At 67.2% G+C, this 21,065-nt stretch carries 18 protein-coding genes; 4 read left to right on the top strand and 14 right to left on the bottom strand.

Annotated features, from left to right (window positions below):
- Position 1: 1 nt before the first annotated feature.
- A complete protein-coding gene (locus tag ABDC78_RS12560) occupies positions 2-859 on the bottom strand; it encodes an MBL fold metallo-hydrolase (protein ID WP_178358438.1) in 858 nt (285 codons plus the stop codon).
- A gap of 107 nt (positions 860-966) precedes the next feature.
- On the opposite strand from ABDC78_RS12560, the gene ABDC78_RS12555 reads away from it, so the two are divergent.
- Positions 967-1,587, top strand: a complete 621-nt coding sequence (locus ABDC78_RS12555) for a TetR/AcrR family transcriptional regulator (RefSeq protein ID WP_178358437.1) — start codon at positions 967-969, stop codon at positions 1,585-1,587.
- A gap of 4 nt (positions 1,588-1,591) precedes the next feature.
- Here the strand turns inward: ABDC78_RS12555 and ABDC78_RS12550 are convergent, their stop codons facing one another.
- From ABDC78_RS12550 to yajC, 6 genes are all read right to left on the bottom strand, one after another.
- On the bottom strand, positions 1,592-3,976 hold the full coding sequence (locus ABDC78_RS12550) for a RelA/SpoT family protein (RefSeq protein ID WP_178358436.1): 2,385 nt from the start codon (positions 3,974-3,976) through the stop codon (positions 1,592-1,594).
- 39 nt (positions 3,977-4,015) lie between these two features.
- On the bottom strand, positions 4,016-4,588 hold the full coding sequence (locus ABDC78_RS12545; protein ID WP_178358435.1) for an adenine phosphoribosyltransferase: 573 nt from the start codon (positions 4,586-4,588) through the stop codon (positions 4,016-4,018).
- Positions 4,543-6,204, bottom strand: coding sequence for an ABC transporter substrate-binding protein (locus tag ABDC78_RS12540; protein ID WP_178358434.1), 1,662 nt, complete (start codon positions 6,202-6,204; stop codon positions 4,543-4,545). Before ABDC78_RS12540 ends, ABDC78_RS12545 begins: the two co-directional genes overlap by 46 nt.
- Before the next feature lie 14 nt (positions 6,205-6,218).
- Positions 6,219-7,502 (bottom strand): protein translocase subunit SecF, encoded by a 1,284-nt coding sequence (secF, locus tag ABDC78_RS12535; protein ID WP_178358433.1) that lies wholly within the window; start codon positions 7,500-7,502, stop codon positions 6,219-6,221.
- A 3-nt stretch (positions 7,503-7,505) separates the two neighbouring features.
- Positions 7,506-9,299, bottom strand: coding sequence for a protein translocase subunit SecD (gene secD, locus ABDC78_RS12530; protein ID WP_178358432.1), 1,794 nt, complete (start codon positions 9,297-9,299; stop codon positions 7,506-7,508).
- A 90-nt stretch (positions 9,300-9,389) separates the two neighbouring features.
- Entirely contained in the window at positions 9,390-9,740 is a 351-nt protein-coding gene (gene yajC, locus ABDC78_RS12525) for a preprotein translocase subunit YajC (protein ID WP_178358431.1), read from the bottom strand.
- A 339-nt stretch (positions 9,741-10,079) separates the two neighbouring features.
- On the opposite strand from yajC, the gene gabT reads away from it, so the two are divergent.
- Positions 10,080-11,420, top strand: a complete 1,341-nt coding sequence (gene gabT, locus ABDC78_RS12520; RefSeq protein ID WP_178358430.1) for a 4-aminobutyrate--2-oxoglutarate transaminase — start codon at positions 10,080-10,082, stop codon at positions 11,418-11,420.
- Positions 11,421-11,426: 6 nt separating this feature from the next.
- On the opposite strand, the gene ABDC78_RS12515 is transcribed toward gabT, so the two are convergent.
- Positions 11,427-12,248 carry an alpha/beta hydrolase gene (locus ABDC78_RS12515; protein WP_178358429.1) on the bottom strand — a complete coding sequence of 274 codons (822 nt, stop codon included), beginning with the start codon at positions 12,246-12,248 and terminating at the stop codon, positions 11,427-11,429.
- A gap of 57 nt (positions 12,249-12,305) precedes the next feature.
- Between ABDC78_RS12515 and ABDC78_RS12510 the strand changes: the two genes are divergently transcribed.
- Positions 12,306-12,770 carry a MarR family transcriptional regulator gene (locus ABDC78_RS12510; protein ID WP_178358428.1) on the top strand — a complete coding sequence of 155 codons (465 nt, stop codon included), beginning with the start codon at positions 12,306-12,308 and terminating at the stop codon, positions 12,768-12,770.
- Between the two features lie 142 nt (positions 12,771-12,912).
- Entirely contained in the window at positions 12,913-16,395 is a 3,483-nt protein-coding gene (gene car, locus ABDC78_RS12505) for a carboxylic acid reductase (RefSeq protein WP_178358427.1), read from the top strand.
- Between the two features lie 16 nt (positions 16,396-16,411).
- Here car and ABDC78_RS12500 read toward each other — a convergent pair whose 3' ends face one another.
- The 6 genes from ABDC78_RS12500 to ruvC form a co-directional block, all read right to left on the bottom strand.
- Positions 16,412-16,783: a hypothetical protein gene (locus ABDC78_RS12500; RefSeq protein ID WP_178358426.1), complete on the bottom strand. Its 372-nt coding sequence runs from the start codon at positions 16,781-16,783 to the stop codon at positions 16,412-16,414.
- A 180-nt stretch (positions 16,784-16,963) separates the two neighbouring features.
- Positions 16,964-17,659 carry a hypothetical protein gene (locus tag ABDC78_RS12495; RefSeq protein ID WP_178358425.1) on the bottom strand — a complete coding sequence of 232 codons (696 nt, stop codon included), beginning with the start codon at positions 17,657-17,659 and terminating at the stop codon, positions 16,964-16,966.
- Positions 17,660-17,770: 111 nt separating this feature from the next.
- Positions 17,771-18,682, bottom strand: a complete 912-nt coding sequence (locus ABDC78_RS12490; RefSeq protein ID WP_347133449.1) for an alpha/beta hydrolase — start codon at positions 18,680-18,682, stop codon at positions 17,771-17,773.
- 51 nt (positions 18,683-18,733) lie between these two features.
- Positions 18,734-19,801, bottom strand: coding sequence for a Holliday junction branch migration DNA helicase RuvB (gene ruvB / locus ABDC78_RS12485; protein ID WP_178358424.1), 1,068 nt, complete (start codon positions 19,799-19,801; stop codon positions 18,734-18,736).
- Complete coding sequence (gene ruvA, locus ABDC78_RS12480) at positions 19,801-20,388, bottom strand: Holliday junction branch migration protein RuvA (protein ID WP_178358423.1); 588 nt, start codon at positions 20,386-20,388, stop codon at positions 19,801-19,803. The genes ruvB and ruvA overlap by 1 nt, the downstream gene beginning before the upstream one ends.
- Positions 20,385-20,984, bottom strand: coding sequence for a crossover junction endodeoxyribonuclease RuvC (gene ruvC / locus ABDC78_RS12475; RefSeq protein ID WP_178358422.1), 600 nt, complete (start codon positions 20,982-20,984; stop codon positions 20,385-20,387). The genes ruvA and ruvC overlap by 4 nt, the downstream gene beginning before the upstream one ends.
- Between the last annotated feature and the right edge of the window lie 81 nt (positions 20,985-21,065).

Below are 21,065 nucleotides of genomic sequence, written 5' to 3'. Positions count from 1 at the left end.
GTCAGGCCGCCGGGCCGGAACTCCCCGACCCCACACGGTATTCGCGCAGCCGCGCCGGAACCCCGGGATCGTGGGACGGCAGCAGCATCCCCGCGTCCTGTAGTCGGGCCTGCAGCGCCCGAACGGCTCGCATATCCGAATGAATGCCCGCTGTCGGTGCGCTCGGGTTCATGTGCTCGGCGGTGAAAGAGGTGTCGCCGGTGAACCAGACGTCAGTGTCGTCGGTGCGCAGCCGTACCGTCACCGACCCTGGCGTGTGGCCGGGAGTACATATCGCCTGCAGCGCCCCATCGGTGGTCAGCGCAACCGTCGGACCCAATTCGCCGGGCTCGCCCTCGGTGTCGACATGACGAATTCTGGTGTCAGCGGTACGCCAGCGCCAGTGGAGTGCACCGATCCGGTCTGCAGCGTCGTCCTCTGCGCGAGTCGTCCACACATCGACGCCGTCGAACGCCGGAATCGAACCTGTGTGGTCGATGTGCTGGTGGGTGAGAACCACAGCTCGCGCTCTGTTCGGTGGCAGACCGATGGCCGCGAGCCGGTCTGGAAGCGCCCCGCCGGGTCCGACATCCAGCCGAATGAACGACCAGAAGACGACCCGGCTTCGCGGGTCCGTCCGCCACGATTCGAGGTCGTTGTACGTCGGGGACGCCCCGGCATCGATGACGAACAGCCCCTCGGGATGGTCGACGACATAGCTGAAGATCGGCATGGGCGCGGCGAAGCGGCGGTCGGCGAGGATCGCGAGCAACCTCAACAGTGACGGGCTCCGTTCGGGCAGGCATCCCCTCGCGTGGCTGCGCTTGATCGTGACGGTGCCGCTGTGCAGCGCGTGCACCGTGACAGGGCGACCCCCCACACACGGAAGACGGCCGACGCGTCCGAACCCGCCATCTGCTTACCTTCCCGATGTGTTGAACACTGTTTATCTTGACAGGCTAGTTGAACACTGTCAAACATATCGGTGTGAATCGGGCTGTCGGACAACACCATGGCGACCTTCGCCGGGCGCTGATCGACGCGGCCCTCGAGCTCATCGCCGATTCCGACGTCGACGCCGTCACACTTCGTGCAGTCGCCCGACGCGCCCGTGTCTCTGCAGGCGCGCCCTACCATCACTTCGAAGACAAGAACGCGCTCCTGGCCGCTGTCGCCCTCGACGGGTTCGATGCCCTCGGTCGACGCCAGGTCGAGATCGCCGACCGGGAGACGACGGGCTCCGCCCGGTTGGAACGGTTGGCCGCAGAATATGTGCTGTTCGCATGGGAGCACGAGAGCCACTACCGGCTCATGTTCCGCACGTTGCTCCTGGAACTCCCCGGTGCCGAGGCCGCGGCGCTCGATCAGGCTGCGCGCGCGGCGTTCTCACGCCTTGCCGAGGCGATCACTGCAGCCAATCCTGCACTGGGACAACCGGAGTCCTTCCAGCGGGCGTTGCTGGCCTGGTCTCTTGCCCACGGCGCAGTCGACGTCGGCCGCTGGGGCGCAGGTTTGACGGCCGATCTCGATCGGAGCGCGTTGGCAGCGGACGTGGGACGCGCGGTCCGCCGCCTGGCCCTCGAACCACCGGAGTCCGACGGGCAGTGATCGGTCAGGCCGCCGAGGTGACACGGTAGACGTCGAAAACGCCTTCGACATTGCGCACCACATTGAGGACGTGGCCGAGGTGCTTGGGGTCGCCCATCTCGAACGTGAACCTGCTGATGGCCACCCGGTCGTTGGAGGTCGTCACCGACGCGGAGAGGATGTTGACCTTCTCGTCGGCCAGGACGCGGGTCACGTCCGACAACAGTCGGTGCCGGTCGAGGGCTTCGACCTGGATCGCGACCAGGAACACCGACGACGGAGACGGCGCCCACTGGACATCGATGATCCGTTCCGACTGCTGCTCCAGCGAGGTGGCGTTGGTGCAGTCGGTGCGGTGCACGCTGACTCCCCCACCGCGGGTCACGAACCCCATGATGACGTCGCCGGGCACCGGGGTGCAGCACTTGGCGAGCTTCGTGAGCACCCCGGGCGCGCCCGGTACCGCCACTCCGACGTCGTCGGTACTGCGCTGCCGCATCGGCATTGTCGCGGGTGTGGACCGTTCGGCGATCTCGTCGGCGGCCTCGTCGTCACCGCCGAGCTGCGCGACGAGGCGCTGCACCACGTGGCGGGCCGAGACATGTCCTTCGCCGACCGCGGTGTAGAGCGCGGAGACGTCGAGATATCGGAGCTCACGGGCCAGCGCACTCATGGAATCGCCGGTCATCAAGCGCTGCAACGGAAGTCCGCCACGCCTGACCTCGCGCGCGATGGCGTCCTTACCGGCCTCGAGCGCTTCCTCGCGCCGCTCCTTGGCGAACCACTGCCGGATCTTGGCCTTCGCCCGAGGCGACACCACGAACGTCTGCCAATCGCGCGACGGCCCGGCATTGAGCGCTTTGGAGGTGAAGATCTCCACCAGTTCGCCGTTTTCGAGCTTGCGCTCCAAGGCCACGAGCCGCCCGTTGACGCGGGCCCCGATGCAGCGGTGACCGACCTCGGTGTGCACCGCGTAGGCGAAGTCGACCGGCGTGGATCCGGCGGGCAGGGTGATCACGTCGCCCTTGGGCGTGAACACGAAGATCTCCTGCACCGCAAGGTCGTAGCGCAGCGACTCGAGGAACTCTCCCGGGTCGGCCGCCTCCCGCTGCCAGTCCAGTAGCTGGCGCATCCAGGCCATGTCGTCGATCTCGGCGGCCGCGTGCCCACTGGGCAAACCGTTGCGTCCCTTGACTTCTTTGTAGCGCCAGTGCGCCGCGATGCCGTACTCGGCGGTGCGGTGCATGTCACGGGTGCGGATCTGCACCTCGAGTGGCTTGCCCTCCGGCCCCACGACTGTGGTGTGCAGCGACTGGTACACGCCGTAGCGCGGTTGGGCGATGTAGTCCTTGAAACGTCCGGCCATGGGCTGCCACAGTGAATGCACCACGCCGACCGCCGCGTAGCAGTCCCTGATCTCGTCGCACAGGATGCGCACGCCCACCAGGTCGTGGATGTCGTCGAAGTCCCGCCCCTTGACGATCATCTTCTGGTAGATCGACCAGTAGTGCTTGGGCCGGCCCTCCACCACCGCATTGATCTTCGACGCGGTCAGCGTGGCGTTGATCTCGGCACGGACCTTCGCCAGATAGATGTCGCGCGACGGTGCCCGATCGGCGACCAGACGCACGATCTCCTCGTATTTCTTCGGATGCAGAATCGCAAACGACAGGTCCTCGAGCTCCCACTTGACCGTCGCCATCCCGAGTCGATGCGCCAGTGGCGCAATCACTTCCAGAGTCTCTCGAGCCTTGCGTGCCTGCTTCTCCGGGGGCAGGAAGCGCATCGTGCGCATGTTGTGCAGCCGGTCGGCGACCTTGATCACCAGCACCCGCGGATCCCGTGCCATCGCGATGATCATCTTGCGGATGGTCTCGCCCTCGGCAGCGGTGCCCAGCGCCACCTTGTCCAGCTTGGTGACACCGTCGACCAGATGTCCCACCTCGGTGCCGAACTCCTCGGTCAGGGCTTCGAGGGTGTAGCCGGTGTCCTCGACGGTGTCGTGCAAGAGCGCGGCGATCAGCGTGGTGGTGTCCATCTCGAGCTCGGCCAGAATGTTGGCCACCGCCAGCGGGTGGGTGATGTAGGGGTCACCGGAGCGTCGCAACTGGTCGGCGTGGCGCTGCTCGGCAACCTCATAGGCTCGCTGCAGCAGGGTCAGATCCGCTTTCGGGTAGATCTCGCGATGGACGGCGACCAGCGGCTCGAGCACCGGATTGACCGTGCTGCGCTGGGCGGTCATCCGGCGGGCGAGACGGGCCCGCACCCGCCGCGACGCGCTCGTCGCCGCCTTGGACGAATCCGGCTTGGGGATCTCCATCGGCTGGGTTTCCGGGCTCGCGGCGCCCGCGCTCGACGGTGATTGCACAGCCTGGCCCGAGCGGGGATCTGCGTGGATCTCGCTGGCCATGCGTGCCTCCGATGACTGTGCTCTTCGCAGGATATCCGCTCAGACGGTGTACAAGCTGGTGACCGGGAACGGCTCCAGCACCGCCCGGCCCCCCAGCGCGGCGAGTTCGAGCATCACCACCGCCCCGGTGACGTTCGCACCGGCTGCGATCAGCAACTTGTTGGTGGCGGCGAGGGTCCCCCCGGTCGCGAGCACATCGTCGATCACGACGATGGAGCGACCTGCCAGGTCGATCCCGTCGGCGGGGACCTCCAGCGTCGCGGTGCCGTATTCGAGGCTGTAGGTCTCGCTGTGCACCGGCGGCGGGAGCTTGCCGCCCTTGCGCACCGCGAGCACGCCGATACCGAGCTTCATCGCGACGGCGCCGCCGAGCAGGAATCCCCGCGCGTCGACGCCGGCTACCAGGTCCGCCCCTCGGGCGATCTCCGCTATCGCCTCACTGACCTCGGCCAGACCCCGGGCGTCAGCCAGCACCGGCGTCAGATCCTTGAACTGGATGCCTGGTTCGGGGAAGTCCGGCACCTCCCGCAGCAGCGACGCGATGATCTGCCCGACCCCACCTGTGCTCACTGGCTCAACCTCCAACGGTCCATGTTCCACCCCGCACCCCATCGCGTCGGATTGCTGCTCACCGCATACATCTGCGTCGACGTCAGCAGCGTCCGCTGCTGACGGTACAGCGGCAGCGTCGGCATGTCGGCCCACAGGATCGGGCCGGCCTCGCCGAGCAGTCGGGCCATCTCCTTGGGGTCCGAGACCACCGCCACGGTCGAGATGATGCCGTCGATGCGCTCGTTGGCATAGCGCGGCAGGTTGTTGCCGTTGCCGCTGTGCAGGCTGTACGCGTCCATCACCGATGACCCCGACGAGCCGCTCCCGGCAGCTCCGCCGGTGGTTGCGATCAGCACATCTATCTGGTTGTCGCGCAACGACTGCGGGCCGATGTCCTCGGCTGCGACGTCCTCGACGGTGATCCCCGCCCGCTCGCAGGACTGGGCGATGGATCCCACCGTGGCGGCGAGCCGGGCGTTCGGCGATTGATAGCCGATCCGCACGGTCAGCGGCCGGTTGCCGAGCGCGTCGCGGGCGGCGTCAGGGTTGGCCACGGCGAACCCCGCAGCCTCCGGCGTGGTTTCGGCGACTCCGTACGCGTCCTCGGTCGCACTGTTGAGCCTGGAGTCGAAGACCGGGACAGTGGCGTTGCGCGCGATGACGTCACGAGGGGTGCACAGCGCCACGGCGCGACGCGCAGGCACCGCCGCCAACGGACCCGCCGGCGCGAAGATCAACTGCTCGACGCCAGCCGAGGGCGAATCGGTTCGCACGTAGTCGTCGGGAAGGTTGAGGGTGCCCGACGACCCCGTCGCGATATCGACGACGTCGTAGGTACCTTCGTTGACGCGGTCCTGCATGTCGGATCCGCGGGGCCACACGGTGACCCTGCCGGTGACCGGCGGGGCACCCCACCATTTGTCGTTGGCCACCAGCACGACCGCGCCTTCGTCGGTCACCGATTCCAGCTTGTAGGGCCCCGACGACGGGAACCGTTTGACGTCCAGGTCCGGGGTCAGGTCCCAGGTGGAGTTCCAGACCTGGGCGATGCGCTCGACCGCCGGACCGTCGTTGTTGAGCAACGCCGTCGTCACACCACCGTCGCCGAGGCCGAGCACATCGGCGATCACATGCGACGGCATCATCGACGTCGCGGCGAACAGCTGGCCGTAGTCGGTGAATGCGCGGTCCGGGGCGAAGGACACCCGCGCTTTCTTCTGTCCCGGCGCACAGTCGATGCTCGCGATATCGGTGTAACCGGCCCGGTTGGCGGCGTCGAACCACGTGAACCTGCCCGACTGCGACGCCCACGCCAGCACCATGTCGTCGCAGGTGATCGGCTTGCCGTCGGAGTAGACGGCTTCGGGCTTGATCTCGTAGTCGAGGATCAGCGGCGTCCGACCCACCACGGCGATGCTGCCGAAATCGTGGTCGCCCACGATCTGGCCGTCCGGGCCGTGGTAGTTGAAACCTGTCAACACCCGGGCGAACGCCTGCGGCCCACCCGACGCGGCCCCGTCGGTGGTGTTGGTGTTGTAGCTGATCAGAGCGCCGTCGATGGCGTAGTCGACCGAGTCCGCCGCGCTGTCCCCGCACGACGTCAGCCCGAGAGTGCCCATCAGCACCAGCACCGCAGACAGCGCAGTGAGGCGACGCGGGATCAGCCGGTTGGTCATCGGAGCTACCGCTCCTAGCGCTTTCCGGGGCTTCGCTTACCCGACGGTCGTCCGGTCCTGCTCGTCGAGGGCCGAACGGGACGGGCCCCGGGTGCCGGCTTGTCGGGCGGCATCGCAGCAGCGGGGGCCGGTGCCGCGACCGCCGCGGGCTCCGGTTCCGCCCGGTCGTCGTCGCCCTCGAGCCCCTCGGCGCCGGCAGCCTTGGCCGCCGCCGTCTCGCGGCGGTTCTGCACCCTCCGGGTGTGCTTGCGCACCACGTCAGTGCGTTCCCGCAGGCTGACCAGCAGCGGTGTGGCGAAGAAGATCGACGAGTAGGTCCCGACGATGACACCGACGAGCTGCACCAACGCGAGGTCCATCAGCGTGCCGACGCCCAGCAACCACACCGCGATCACCATCAGCGCAACGATCGGCAGCACCGAGATCAGGCTGGTGTTGATCGACCGCATGAAGGTCTGGTTGACGGCCAGGTTGGCCTGTTCGGCGAAGGTACGGCGGGTGGTGTGCTCGAAGCCCTCGGTGTTCTCCTCGACCTTGTCGAACACGATGACGGTGTCGTAGAGCGAGAAGCCCAGAATCGTCAGCAACCCGATGACCGTCGCGGGGGTGACCTCGAAACCGACGAGCGCGTAGACACCGGCGGTGACCACGAGGTCGAAGATGAGTGTGGCGAGCGCGGCGATCGCCATGTACCGCTCGTAGCGGACGGTGATGTAGATGGCTGCCAGCACCAGGAACACGACCAGCGCGATCAGTGCCTTCTGGGTGATCTGACCGCCCCAGGTCTCCGACACCGCCGAGTCGCTGATTGCCTGCGTGCTCGGCTGACCGTCCGCGCCGACGGGCTGGAACGCGTCGAACAAGGCCGTGCGGAGCTCTTCGGTCTGCTCGTTGCTCAGGGTCTCCGAACGGATCTGGTAAGTCGCGGTGTCCCCGGCACCGACGACAACCACCGATTCGGGCGGCTGGCCGATCGCCTCGCTGAAGACCGCCTCGACCTGTTGTGTTGTGGCCTGACTGTCACCGCGCGGCATCGACACCTTCGTGCCGCCCTCGAAGTCGATGCCGAAGGTGAAGCCCCGCAACAGCATTGCCCCGAGAGCAATGCCCACGATGACGGCACTGACGGTGTACCAGAATTTGCGGCGGCCGACGACCTCGAAGGCGCCGGTACCGGTGTAGAGCCGGACGAAGAAGCCGTGCCGGGGTGCATCCGCCGCGACGGATTCGGCGACGGATTCGGCGTCGGAGGCGTCGGCCTCGGTGGACGTGGCGTCGCGGTTGTGTCTGGCCGCCATCTGCTAACCCCGTCCCGCGGCGTGTGCGGCCGCTTTGCGTTCGCGTGCGATCTGCTGGACGGCTCCCAACCCGTTGAGCGACGGTTTGGCCATCGTCGTCGACTTCGACGCGAGGTAGGCCAGCGGCCAAGTCACCAGGAACACAACGACGATGTCGAGGATCGTGGTCAATCCCAGCGTGAAGGCGAAACCCTTCACCTGGCCGACCGCCAGGAAGTACAGCACCGCAGCAGCCAGGAAGGTGACCGCGTTGCCGGACAGGATCGTCTTGCGGGCCCGCGCCCAGCCTCGCGGCACCGCGGACCGGAACGACCGACCTTCCCGGATCTCATCCTTTATTCGCTCGAAGAACACCACGAACGAGTCGGCTGTCATGCCGATACCGATGATCAGACCGGCGATACCGGCAAGGTCCAGCGTGTAGTTGATCCATCTGCCGAGCAACACCAGGATCGAGAAAACCATCGCGCCCGAGGCAACCAGCGACAGCGCGACCAACAGCCCGAGTGCTCGGTAGTAGAGCAGGGAGTACAGCAGCACTGCAGCCAGACCCACCGCACCCGCGATCAGCCCTGCCCGCAGCGAGGACAGTCCCAGGGTCGCCGAGACGGTTTCGGCCTCGGAGGACTCGAAGGACAATGGCAGCGAGCCGTACTTCAACACGTTGGCCAGGTCGCGCGCCGAGTCCGCGGTGAACTGTCCGGTGATCTGCGTGCGACCACCCGGGATGGCCTCCTGGATCTGGGGCGCGCTGACCACCTGCGAGTCGAGGACGAACGCCGTCTGTGTGCCGACGTTCGCGGCGGTGAAGTCCGCCCAGATCTCCCCGGCCTCGCTGTCGAACTCGACGTCGACGACGTTCTCGCCGCGCTGCTGATCCATCCCGGAGGTCGCGTTGGCGATCTGTTCACCGCTGATGATCGAGGCGTCCAGCAGATAGACCTGCTGGCCGTCGGTCGAGCACGTCACGAGAGGCAGGTTCGGGTCGTCGTTGCCGGCCAGAACGTCGTCTTCGCCGCAACGGGTGGCCTGGAACTGCATGGCGAGGATCTGGATCGCCTGTTCACCGCTCTGGCGCAGCCGCTTCTCGTCCTGGATGCGGGTGGCCAACGGGACGTCGCGATCGCCCTGAGGTATCGCGGGTGCGGTCCCCGGGCCGGGCGGAGTGCCCGGTTCCTGCGCTGGACCCGGGTTCGGACTCGGCGACGGACTCGGAGCGGGCTGCTCAGGGAAAGGACGCGGCTGCGGCGCCGGGGTTGCGTCGGCCGGGGGTGCGCCTGGGATCGCGCCGGGCGGCAGCCCCGGAACGGCACCCGGTGGGGCACCCGGGATCGCACCTGGTGGCATGCCGGGGATCGCACCGGGGGGCATGCCGGGCGCCGGGCCCTCCTGCGGCAGCGCGCCTTCGGCGCCTTCCGCGGGAATGGAGTGGATCACCGGCCGGATGTACAGGCGCGCGGTCTGGCCCAGGTTGCGGGCCTCGCTGCTGTCGTTGCCGGGCACGGTGATCACGAGGTTCTGGCCATCGATGATGACCTCGGAGCCCGAGACACCGAGACCGTCGACCCGGGCGCTGATGATCTGCTGCGCCTGGTTCAGCGCATCCCGGGTGGGCGGTGTGCCGTCCGGGGTGCGCGCGGTCAGCGTGACCCGGGTGCCGCCCTGCAGATCGATGCCCAGTTTGGGATCGGGCTCCTTGTCCCCGGTGAGGAACACCAGCAGGTAGGAGCCGATGAGCATCACAAGAAAAAGAACCAGGTAGCGGGCAGGGTGCACCGGCGTCGAAGACGATGCCACGTGTCAGAGTCTCCTCGAGATCAGTTCGTCAGTACCGCTCGGTGCGGCAACGCACGCAAAGGGTAAGTGCTGAAGCTGAGATATCAGCTGTCAGTCTTTGGTGTTGGGGCTTTCGGTGATCTCGGTGGCCTTCGAGATGGGTTCAGATTCTGACTCCGCCACCTCGTCCTCGTCGTCCTCGATGTCGTCGACGATCCGGTCTCGCACGGCGAGCTTCATCCAGGTGGTGACGACGCCGGGGGCGATCTCCAGGTCCACATAGTCGTCGCCGATGTTGGTGATCGTGCCCTGCAGACCCGACGTGGTGTGGACCTGATCACCGATCTGGAGAGAGTTGTGCAGGTCGATGGTGGCCTGCATCGCCTTCTTCTGCTTGCGGGAGGCGAAGTACATGAACGCGCCCATGACGATGAGCAGTGGAAGGAAGATGACCAGATCCATGGCGGTTACTGTCTTTCGTATCGGTCTCGCGGTCACGGCCCCCGACCTCAGAGGTCGGGGCCGCATCTATGAAGAAGTTGTCGACCAGTGTGCCATTGCGGCCCGTCACTTCCGACCCCCCGGGTCGGCTATCGCGGCACCTGGACCGCTCCGGGACCGTCGGCAGGGGCGGATCCGGACGTCACCACAACGAAATTCGTTGCCGTTGCCCGGCGTCGCCGATGATCTCGGCACAGGGTGCCCAGGTTATCGATGGATCGAACCTTCCAGCGGCTAGGCTCGAACCGCAGCCGGCAGTCGTCGTCGCCCGTTTCCAGAGGACATCCAGGAGGTCTCCAGTTGAGCACCCTCGAGCAGAGCCGCCACCTCGCCACCGAGATTCCGGGCCCGCGGTCATCTGAGTTGATCAAGCGCAAGACCACCGCGGTGGCACGTGGGGTCGGCAACACCATGCCCGTCTACGCGGCGCGCGCGTACGGCGGCATCGTCGAGGACGTCGACGGCAACCGGTTCATCGACCTGGGATCGGGAATCGCGGTCACGACGATCGGGAATTCCTCGCCACGGGTCGTCGAAGCGGTGGCCGAGCAGGCGGGCAAGTTCACCCACACCTGTTTCATGGTCACCCCCTACGAGAAGTACGTCGCTGTCGCCGAGGCACTCAACCGGCTGACCCCCGGAACCGGCGAGAAGCGCTCGGCGCTGTTCAACTCCGGGTCCGAGGCCGTCGAGAACGCCATCAAGATCGCCAGGACCTACACCCGCAAACAGGCCGTGGTCTCGTTCGATCACGCCTACCACGGCCGCACCAACCTGACGATGGCGCTGACCGCCAAATCAATGCCCTACAAGCACGGGTTCGGCCCGTTCGCACCCGAGGTCTACCGCGCCCCGATGTCCTATCCGTTCCGCGACGCCGAATTCGGCAAGGAGATGGCCACCGATGGCGAGGTCGCGGCCAAGCGGGCCATCACCGTGATGGACAAGCAGGTCGGCGCCGACAACCTTGCCGCGGTGATCATCGAACCGGTCCAGGGTGAGGGCGGGTTCATCGTTCCCGCGGAGGGATTCCTGCGCGCACTTCTGGACTGGTGTCGCGCCAACAACGTGGTGTTCATCGCCGACGAGGTGCAGAGCGGATTCGCCCGCACCGGCGCGATGTTCGCCTGCGAACACGAGGGCGTCGAACCGGACCTGATCGTCACCGCCAAGGGCATCGCCGACGGGATGCCGCTGTCTGCGGTCACCGGTCGCGCCGAGATCATGGATGCTCCGCATGTCAGCGGGCTGGGCGGCACCTACGGCGGCAATCCCGTGGCCTGCGCTGCAGCGCTGGCGACCATCGACACGATCGAGGCCGACGGTCTGGTCGAGCGCGCCGCGCACATCGAATCGCTGATGAAGGACAAACTCGGCCGGATGCAGGCGGAGGACGATCGGATCGGCGACGTCCGCGGCCGCGGCGCGATGATCGCCGTCGAATTGGTCAAATCCGGCACCTTCGATCCGGACGCGGAACTGACCAAGAAGCTCTGCGCCGCCGCTCACCAGGCGGGTGTGATCGTGCTGTCGTGCGGGACCTTCGGCAACGTGCTCCGCTTCCTGCCGCCGCTGACGATCAGCGACGACCTTCTTCTCGAAGGACTGGACGTCATTTCGCTCATCCTCGCCGACCTCTGACCTGACCTACACCGGCTGAGCCGCCCAGAAGTCGGTCAGTGCCGCCGCGACCGTCTGCCGGTCGATCAGCAGCGGCGAGGAATGTCCGGACCCGTCCGCGGCGACAACCCTCGCATCGACCATGGTGTCGGCGACCGCTTGGGCGTCGGCGGGCCGCCAACCGGTGATGTCGTCGCGGCCGGCGATGAGCAGCGTCGGGACGGTGATGGTCGACAGGTCCGCGCCCATGTCCGGACGATTGAGCATCATCGACCGCATCGCACGGAACATGGCCGCCTTGTCCGCTCCGGTGAACGCGCTCATCACGCTGCGCGCGAGTTCGGGTGCCGCCTCGAATGATTCGGCGCCGACCAATGCCTCCGACAGCGGCTTGACCAGCAGCGGGTTCGGACCGGTCAGCCGGTAGAGCTGGACCAGCGGCCACACCTTGGTCCATCGCTCGGCCGCGCGCAGCGCATGAGCGGGCGTGCCGATCGTGGTCAGCGTCCGGATACGGCCGGGTCTGTGCGCGGCCAGCTGGATTCCGACGTGGCCGCCCCAGGCGTTTCCCACCCAGTCGACCGACCCGGTCACACCGAGGCCGTCGAGCACCTGCTCGGCGGCGGTGACGCACTCCGCGAAGGTGAAGTCGCGCCCGACGGGTGCGCTTCGGCCGTGCGACGGGCCGTCGACGACGATCACAGAGCGGGTGCGCGCCAGGTCGTCCTGAAGACCACACCACGAGCGGGAGTCGAGAAAAAGACTGTGCCACAACACCACCGGAGATCCCGCACCCATGCGCTCGACATGGAGCCCGCCCAGAGCCGTGGTGACGAGTTCGGAAGCCATCATCCTCCATTTACTTCGGAAACCGAAACTTCGGTATCCGTAGTATCCTCAGCGGACATGGCCACGTCAAGGGATCTGCCCCAGGACCGACTGGCCATCGGCCAGCTGTTGGTGAGGCTGCTGCGGGAGTTCCGCGACGACCTTGCCGCCCCCCGAACTGCGGCCGGTTACGGCGACATCCGCGAACCGCACTTCCAGATCTTCGGCAACATCCGGATGGGCGGCGTTCGACTGACGGAACTGGCCGAGCGTGCGCAGTTGAGCTTGGCCGCGACCTCGGGATTGGTCAACGATCTCGCCGCGATGGGCTACGTGACCCGTCGCCCGGACCCCGTCGACGGTCGCGCGAAATTGATCGAGTTGACCGAGCGTGGCCGCGGCCTGATGGCCGTTGCCGGCGATCGCGTCGCCGACATGGAGCGACGATGGTCAGAACTGGTCGGCCGGAAGGACTTCGCGCAGATGACTCTGACGATGCAGCGCCTGCTCGACGAGCTGAACCCGAAAGACTCACGGGGCTAGACGACCTCCCGCACGGGAGATTCACAGCGGTTTGACAGCGCTGACAGCCCCCACACCGGAATAAAGTTAGTTTTACTAACGTAGTTTTTCGGTAGGCGCAGCGTCGCGCCCCCACTCCCCCGATATTGCTCAAGGACTTCTGATGTCGACCAACACTCGAGAAGAACGGCTGGCCCGCCGCGTCGCCGATCTGCACCACACCGACCCGCAGTTCGCGCAGGCCCTGCCCAAAGAGGAAATCTCCCACGCCATCGAACCGCGCGACATACGGCTCCCTGCGCTCATGCAGGCGGTGCTCGACGGATACGCCGAGCGGCCCGCGCTCGGCCAGCGCGCTGTGCACTTGGTCGAAGACCCCCGGACGGGCCGCACCTCCGCCGAACTACTGCCACACTTCGACACCATCACCTACGCCGAGGTCGCCGACCGAGTCCACGCGATCTCGAACGCGATGACCGAAGTGCACCCCGGCGATCGTGTCGCGATTCTCGGATTCACCAGTGTGGACTACACCACCATCGACATGGCGCTGGCCTCGCACGGGGCGGTGTCGGTGCCACTGCAGACCAGTGCGCCGGCTGCGACCCTGCAGCCGATCGTCGCCGAGACCGAACCGGTCGTGATCGCCTCGGCCGTCGACCATCTCGCTGATGCGGTTGAGCTGGCGCTCGGCAGCCCGACCGTCTCCGGGCTGGTCGTCTTCGACCACCACCCACAGCTCGACGACCATCGGGATGCGTTGGCCGACGCGACCGCGCAGCTGTCGCAGGCCGGCCGAAGCATCACAATCGACACCCTCGCCGACGTCATCGACCGCGGACGCAGATCACCCGGGCGCCCGCCTCACGTCTCCGCCGATCCCAACCCGCTGACCCTGTTGATCTACACCTCCGGCAGCACCGGCGCCCCCAAGGGCGCGATGTACACCGAATACCTGGTCGCCAACGCATGGCGCCAATCCACCCGCGCCAGCTGGGGCGACCAAGGCGCGCATCCGTCGATCACCCTGAACTTCCTGCCGATGAGCCACATGATGGGTCGAGCGATGCTCTACGGCACGCTCGGCGCCGGCGGCACCGCGTATTTTGCTGCCAGAAGCGATCTTTCGACCTTCCTGGAAGACGTCGCGCTGGTGCGGCCCACCCAGCTGTCCTTTGTGCCGAGGATCTGGGACACGATCTACGCCGAGGTCCGCAAGGAGCTCGACCAACGCCCGGGCGACGACGACGCGGTGTTCGCCGAACTGCGACAGAGCCTGCTCGGTGGCCGGTACGTGTCAGCTATGACGGGTTCGGCGCCACTCTCCTCCGAGATGCGCACCTTTGTCGAAACGCTTCTCGACATCCATCTGATCGACGGGTACGGCTCGACCGAAGCCGGTGCGGTCTTCGTCGACGGCCAGATCCAGCGACCGCCCGTCGTCGACTACAAGCTCGTCGACGTCCCCGATCTCGGATACTTCCGCACCGACCGCCCACACCCTCGTGGCGAACTACTCGTCAAGTCCGACAGCCTGTTTCCCGGCTACTACAAGCGGCCTCAGGTCACCGCCGAGATGTTCGACGCCGACGGCTACTACCGCACCGGGGACGTCGTCGCCGAGACAGCACCCGACCACCTCGTCTACGTCGACCGGCGCAACAACGTGCTGAAGCTCTCACAAGGCGAGTTCGTCACCGTCTCCGCCCTCGAGGCCGTGTTCGGTGACAGTCCGCTGATCCGTCAGATCTACCTGTACGGCAACAGCGCCCGCGCCTACCTGCTGGCGGTGATCGTCCCTACCGACGAGGCGCTGCACCGAGACGATGTCAAAACCGCGGTCAACGACTCGCTTCAGGACGCCGCCAGGGCGGCGGGTCTGCAGTCCTATGAGATCCCCCGGGACTTCATCATCGAGACGACACCCTTCACTCTCGACAACGGACTGCTGACCGGCATCCGCAAGCTGGCCCGGCCGAGACTGAAGGCGCAGTACGGGGATCGACTGGAACTGCTCTACTCCGAACTGGCCGACGGCCAGGCCGACGAACTGCGCGAGCTGCGCACCACCGGCGCTGACCGGCCGGTGCTCGAGACCGTGGTGCGGGCTGCGGGAGCGCTGCTCGGGGCCTCTGCCGGCGAGCTGAAGCCCGGCGCCCACTTCACCGATCTCGGCGGAGACTCGTTGTCCGCATTGACATTCGGCAACCTGCTGGGTGACATCTTCGATGTCGACGTGCCGGTCGGGGTGATCGTCAGCCCCGCCTCCGATCTGCAGACGCTGGCCACCTACATCCAGACCGAGCGGCAACCGGGCAGCGCGAGGCCGACCTTCGCCTCCGTCCACGGGCGCGACGCGCCCCGCGCGCACGCCGGCGATCTGACGCTCGACAAGTTCGTCGACTCCCAGACCCTGGCAGACGCCCCGTCACTGCCGGGCCCGAGCGCCGAGATCCGCACCGTCCTGCTGACCGGGGCGACCGGGTTCCTCGGCCGCTACCTCGCGCTGGAGTGGCTGGAGCGGATGCATCTGGTCGGCGGCACCGTGGTGTGCCTCGTCCGCGCGAAAGACGATGCCGCGGCGCGTGATCGGCTCGACAGGACCTTTGACAGCGGCGATCCGAAACTGCTCGAACACTACCGGGAGCTCGCGGCCGACCATCTGGAAGTCATCGCCGGCGACAAGGGCGAAGCCGACCTCGGGCTCGACCCCCGCACATGGCGGCGGCTGGCCGACACCGTCGATCTCATCGTCGACCCGGCAGCCCTGGTCAACCACGTGCTGCCCTACAGCCAGCTGTTCGGCCCCAATGCGCTGGGCACCGCAGAGCTGATCCGCCTCGCGCTGACCACGAGGCAGAAGCCGTTCGTCTACGTGTCGACCATCGGCGTCGGCGCCGGGATCGAGCCCGGCGGGTTCACCGAAGACGGCGACATCCGGGCGATCAGCGCGACACGAAGCGTCGACGACAGTTATGCGAACGGCTACTCGAACAGCAAGTGGGCCGGCGAGGTGCTGTTACGGGAGGCACACGACCTGTGCGGGTTGCCGGTCTCGGTGTTCCGCTGCGACATGATCCTGGCGGACACGACCTACGCGGGCCAGCTCAACCTGCCCGACATGTTCACCCGGCTGATACTCAGCCTCGTCGCCACCGGCGTCGCACCCGGGTCGTTCTACGCACTCGACGCCTCCGGTCACCGCCCACGTGCGCACTACGACGGTCTCCCGGTGGAATTCATCGCCGAGGCGATCTCCACGCTGGGCTCTCACGTGATGGACGGATTCGAGACTTTCCACGTGATGAACCCCTACGACGACGGGATCGGACTCGACGAATTCGTCGACTGGCTCATCGATGCCGGATATCCACTCCAGCGCGTCGGCGACTACGCCGGGTGGCTGCAGCGCTTCACGATGGCGGTCCACGCGCTACCCGATCGTCAGCGTCAAGCCTCGCTCCTGCCGCTGCTGCACAACTACCAGCGGCCGGAAACACCGATCCGCGGCTCGATCGCGCCGACGGAGAGGTTCCGCACCGCAGTACAGGACGCCAAAATCGGTCCGGACAAGGACATTCCGCATGTGACACGAGAGGTGATCGTCAAGTACGTCACCGATCTGCAGTTGCTCGGACTGCTGTGAGCTCGGATCGGCGACTCTAGGCGGAAATCAACTCGACGATGATCGTTCGGATGTCGTCGGCGGTCAGGCCGCAGTCGTCGACATCGAACGCGACGAGGTCGGACACCAGATCGTCGCCCGGCCGTACGCACCGATCGGCCACCATCACATCGATGTACGCACCGAGTACATCGGTGTGGTGGTGGCCTTCGGTGTGGTGGTGGTCGTGGTCGCGCCGGTCCATCCAGTGCGATACTTGCCACCAGTCACGCACCGGCACGCCGAGGGCGGCACAGAGGTCACGGACACGCGGACCGAGAACGATGCCGGCCACGTCATCGGCATGGTGTTCGGCCAGTCGGGCCGTCACAAGCTCCCACAGCCGCTGCGAATGCAGTATCGCGGTCATCTCAGCTTCCTGATCGTGGTCGAGAGCCCAGCCCCGAATGCAGAAGTTAGCCAGACTACTCAAACCACGCTAGCGGCCCGACGCGCCTCACCCGGCACGCCGGCGCGGTGAGATCGACCACAGGGAAGATCCCGATCGTCACCCCTCGAGGTGCACGACCGGGACTCCCCTGTCACAGGGTCAGCGATCGACCAGCTTGCGGTCGCTGCCACCACCGCGGAACATGTTGCGCCAGCCGCGGCGTCGAGCGGGCCTCTCATCAGCGGTCACCGGCGGGGCCGCGGTCCCGGTGACAGGCTGCGAGCCGGTGCTCGAGGCGGGGACGACAACAGGCTGTTCGCCGGTCGAGGTCACCGCGGCGTGCTCGTCGACGACGACGGGCCGCTGGGCGTACTCGACATCGCGGACACTGCGCACCGACAAACGGCCCAGTGCAAGCGCTCCGAGGAACACGATGACGGCGCCGAGGCCGTAGAAGTAGGTCAGCTCCAGCCACACCTGCTTGGTTTCGTTGGCCGCGACCGGCGAACCGACGCTTCCCAGACCGAGCGGGCCGGCCAGGGCACGGCCCACCACGAACCAGGCGCCCGCGGCGACGGTCAGCCAACTGCCGAGCATCGCTGTCGCGCGGTTGCGCGAAGCCAGCATCAGCAGGCCGCCGACCACCGTGACCGCTCCGGGAAGCACCTCCAGCCAGCCTCGGCCGTTCGTCCACGCCCAGGGCTGATCGGGACTGAACGCGAAGTCGAAGTACGGACCGACGAACGGGACGAGCGCACCCCACAGGCCGAGCAGTATCAGGAGGAAGCCGCTGGCGGCACCGCGGCTGCGCTTGATCTTCAGCCGGCCCCCGTGCGGGCGTTCCGTGTCGTTCATTGTGCCTCCTCGGTCGTGGTGTGCGGGGTACCCGAGCACCCGTCGACCAAACGGCAACGTACGGATGGTTACCGGGTTGAGACCGGGCTACCGTGCGCAGCGCGGGTAGCCTCAGCGCACCTGGTCGACGATTGTGACGACGGCGTCCGCCACTGCCTGCGGTTGATAGAGCATCATGTTGTGCCCGCTGCCCTCGACGACGACGTTGCCGGTGCCCAACGCGGCGGCGAGCATGCTGTTGGCCTGGTGGATCTGAGCCTGCGTGTAGTTCTCGGGCGTGAGCTGTTCGGGCGGCGGGAACCGATCGGCGCTGAGGACGACCGCCGGCACCCGGGGAAGCGTCGGCGCAGCCTCGATCGCCGCGAAAGCGTCCTCGAACCAGACGCTCTCGCTTGGCGCGCGCCCCTCGCGGCCACTGACGTAGAAGGCGTCGTTCTGCGCCGGGCTCCCGATCGAGGGCAGGAACTCCGATGTGGGTTCGACGAACACCAGCCCCGACACCCGGTCGGGATGCTGCCGCGCAAGCAGATCGAGCACGAGGCCGCCGTACGAGTGGGCGACGAACACGAACGGACCCGTCAGGCCCGCGGCGGCGATCAACGCAATGACGTCGTCGACGTCCTGCTGCAGGTGGTGGGGCTGCGGCACCGGCGTGGACCGCTGCCCTCCGTCGGGGCGGGTGTCGGGCCGGTCATAGGCGCAGACCCGCGTCGTCTGCGCGACGGTCGGCTGGGCCGCCTCGGGACTGGCAATCAAAGACGCCCGCTCGATGTCGTCGTACGGCGACGACCACGTCGGATCGTCAGGTGGGACGACGTAATTCCAGGCCTCGGCGTAGCTACCCATGCCGGGGATGATGAACACCGTCGGCGAGCCCGACCCCTGGCAGTCCAGGAACAACGCGCGTCCCTCACCGATATCGACCGCACCCGGGACCGCGGCGCCCGGATCGGCAGTGCTGCGGGCACACCCCACAGCGACCACGAGCACCGCTGTCAACACGCCGAACCGGCGCCAGATCACGCTGGTGAGGCTACGCCGCCAGCCCTGTCTCTGACCCTCTTCTCATCAACGTCATTCGAACAAGCCGGTCTGCCCAAGACCCGGCACCCCACTGGGCGGCGTCATACCGAGGTGGGTCCAGGCCTGTGCGGTCGCGACACGCCCGCGCGGAGTGCGCGCGATCATCCCGGCGCGCACCAGGAACGGCTCGCACACCTCCTCGACGGTGGCGGCTTCCTCCCCGACCGCGACCGCGAGCGTCGACACCCCCACCGGGCCGCCCGCGAAGCTGCGCGTCAGCGCCGAGAGCACCGCACGGTCGAGACGGTCGAGGCCCAACTCGTCGACGTCGTACACGGCCAGTGCGTACTTGGCGATGTCGCGGGTGATGATGCCGTCGGCACGCACCTCGGCGTAGTCGCGCACCCGTCGCAGTAACCGGTTGGCGATGCGCGGGGTGCCCCGGGAACGGCGGGCGATCTCGGATCCGGCGTCCGAGCCCAGCTCGATGCCGAGGATGCCTGCCGAGCGCGCCAGCACCCGCTCCAGTTCGGCGGGCTCGTAGAAGTCCATGTGCGCGGTGAACCCGAACCGGTCACGCAGCGGGCCGGTCAGCGCGCCCGATCGGGTGGTAGCGCCGACCAGCGTGAACGGCGCGACCTCCAACGGGATCGACGTGGCGCCCGGACCCTTCCCGACCACGACGTCGACGCGGAAGTCCTCCATCGCCAGGTAGAGCATCTCCTCGGCGGGACGCGCGATCCGGTGGATCTCGTCGATGAACAGCACGTCGTGCTCGACGAGGTTGGACAGCATCGCCGCCAGATCCCCGGCGCGCTCCAGCGCGGGTCCGGACGTGACGCGCAGCGAGGTGCCGAGTTCGGCGGCGATGATCATCGCCAACGAGGTCTTCCCCAGACCCGGCGGCCCGGACAGCAGGATGTGGTCGGGAGTGCCGCCGCGGTTCTTGGCACCCTCGAGTACCAGCTGCAGCTGCTCGCGGACGCGCGGCTGACCGATGAACTCACCCAGCGAGCGCGGCCGCAGGCTGGCGTCGATGTCACCCTCGCCGACCGTCAGCGCCGCGGACACCTCACGGTCGGTGGTGTCCTCGTGCTCTTCCTCGTCGAATCGACCCATCACTTCCTGCCCAGCATCGACAACGCCGATCGCAACGCGCTCGACTGGGTGGCGTCGGGTTCGTCGGCGAGGACCTTGTCGGTGGCTTCCTCGGCTTGCTTGAGCGCGAACCCGAGCCCGACGAGCGCTTCCACAACCGGGCCGCGGACGCTGTGCCCACCGACCGCGGTGAAGCCGGTCGAGGTCACCACCCCCACCTTGTCCCGCAGCGTCAGCACCAACAGCTCCGCGGTCTTCTTGCCCACCTTGGGAATTCGGGTCAGTGCCGTGACGTCACCGTCGCCGATCGCCTGCCGCAGCGTGGGGCCGTCGTACATCGCGAGCGCACCGAGTGCGATGCTCGGCCCGATCCCCGACACCCCGATCAGCGTCAGGAACAGGTTGCGGGCGTCGGCATCGGCGAAGCCGTACAACGTCATCGAGTCCTCGCGGACGATCATCGCGGTGATGAGCCGGGCTTCGTCGCCGCGACGCAGGGCGGCCAGCGTTGCGGGGGTCGCCATTACCTTGTAGCCGACACCGGCCGCCTCGATGACCACATGGTCGAGGGCGATGTCGAGGACCTCACCCCGAACGGCGGCGATCACGTCGCGCTCCGAGACATCCGGCCCGGCACCGACTTCGCCTCCGTCTTCGCCGCTTTGAGGGTGGCCTGATATTTGCGCCGCTGCGCTTCGGCCATGGCCTCTGCCTCCGCCATCCGGGCGATCATCGGTGCCCGCCAGCAGTGACAGATCGCCAGCGCCAGGGCGTCGGCAGCATCCGCCGGCGTCGGCTTCTGTTGCAGCGTGAGGATTCTGGTGACCATCTCGGTGACCTGAGATTTACCGGCACGGCCGTTGCCGGTGACGGCGGCCTTGACCTCACTGGGCGTGTGGAAGTGGACGTCGATGTCGCGGCGGGCCGCGGCCAGCGCGATCACCCCGGCAGCCTGGGCGGTGCCCATCGCCGTGGAGGCATTCTGATGGGCGAACACCCGCTCGATCGCGATCACGTCGGGTCGGTGGGTGTCCATCCAGTGTTCGACGGCATCGCTGATCGACAGCAGACGGTGTGCCAGCGGTTGTTCAGCCGGGGTGCGCACGACGTCGACGTCGAGTGCGATCACCTGTCGGCCCTTGCCGCTCTGGATGACCGACAGCCCACACCGCGTCAAGCCGGGATCGACTCCCATCACCCGCACGCCAGCCCCTTCGTCAGAACATTTGTTCGAGAGCTTAGCTTCTGCCTGCGACAGCGACGGGCAGGGACACGCGGCCATCGC

The sequence above is a fragment of the Mycobacterium sp. DL genome, from assembly GCF_039729195.1.
GTDB lineage: Bacteria > Actinomycetota > Actinomycetes > Mycobacteriales > Mycobacteriaceae > Mycobacterium > Mycobacterium hippocampi_A.
The sequence above is the reverse complement of the archived record's forward strand: the minus strand, read 5'-3'. Positions and strand labels throughout refer to the sequence as shown.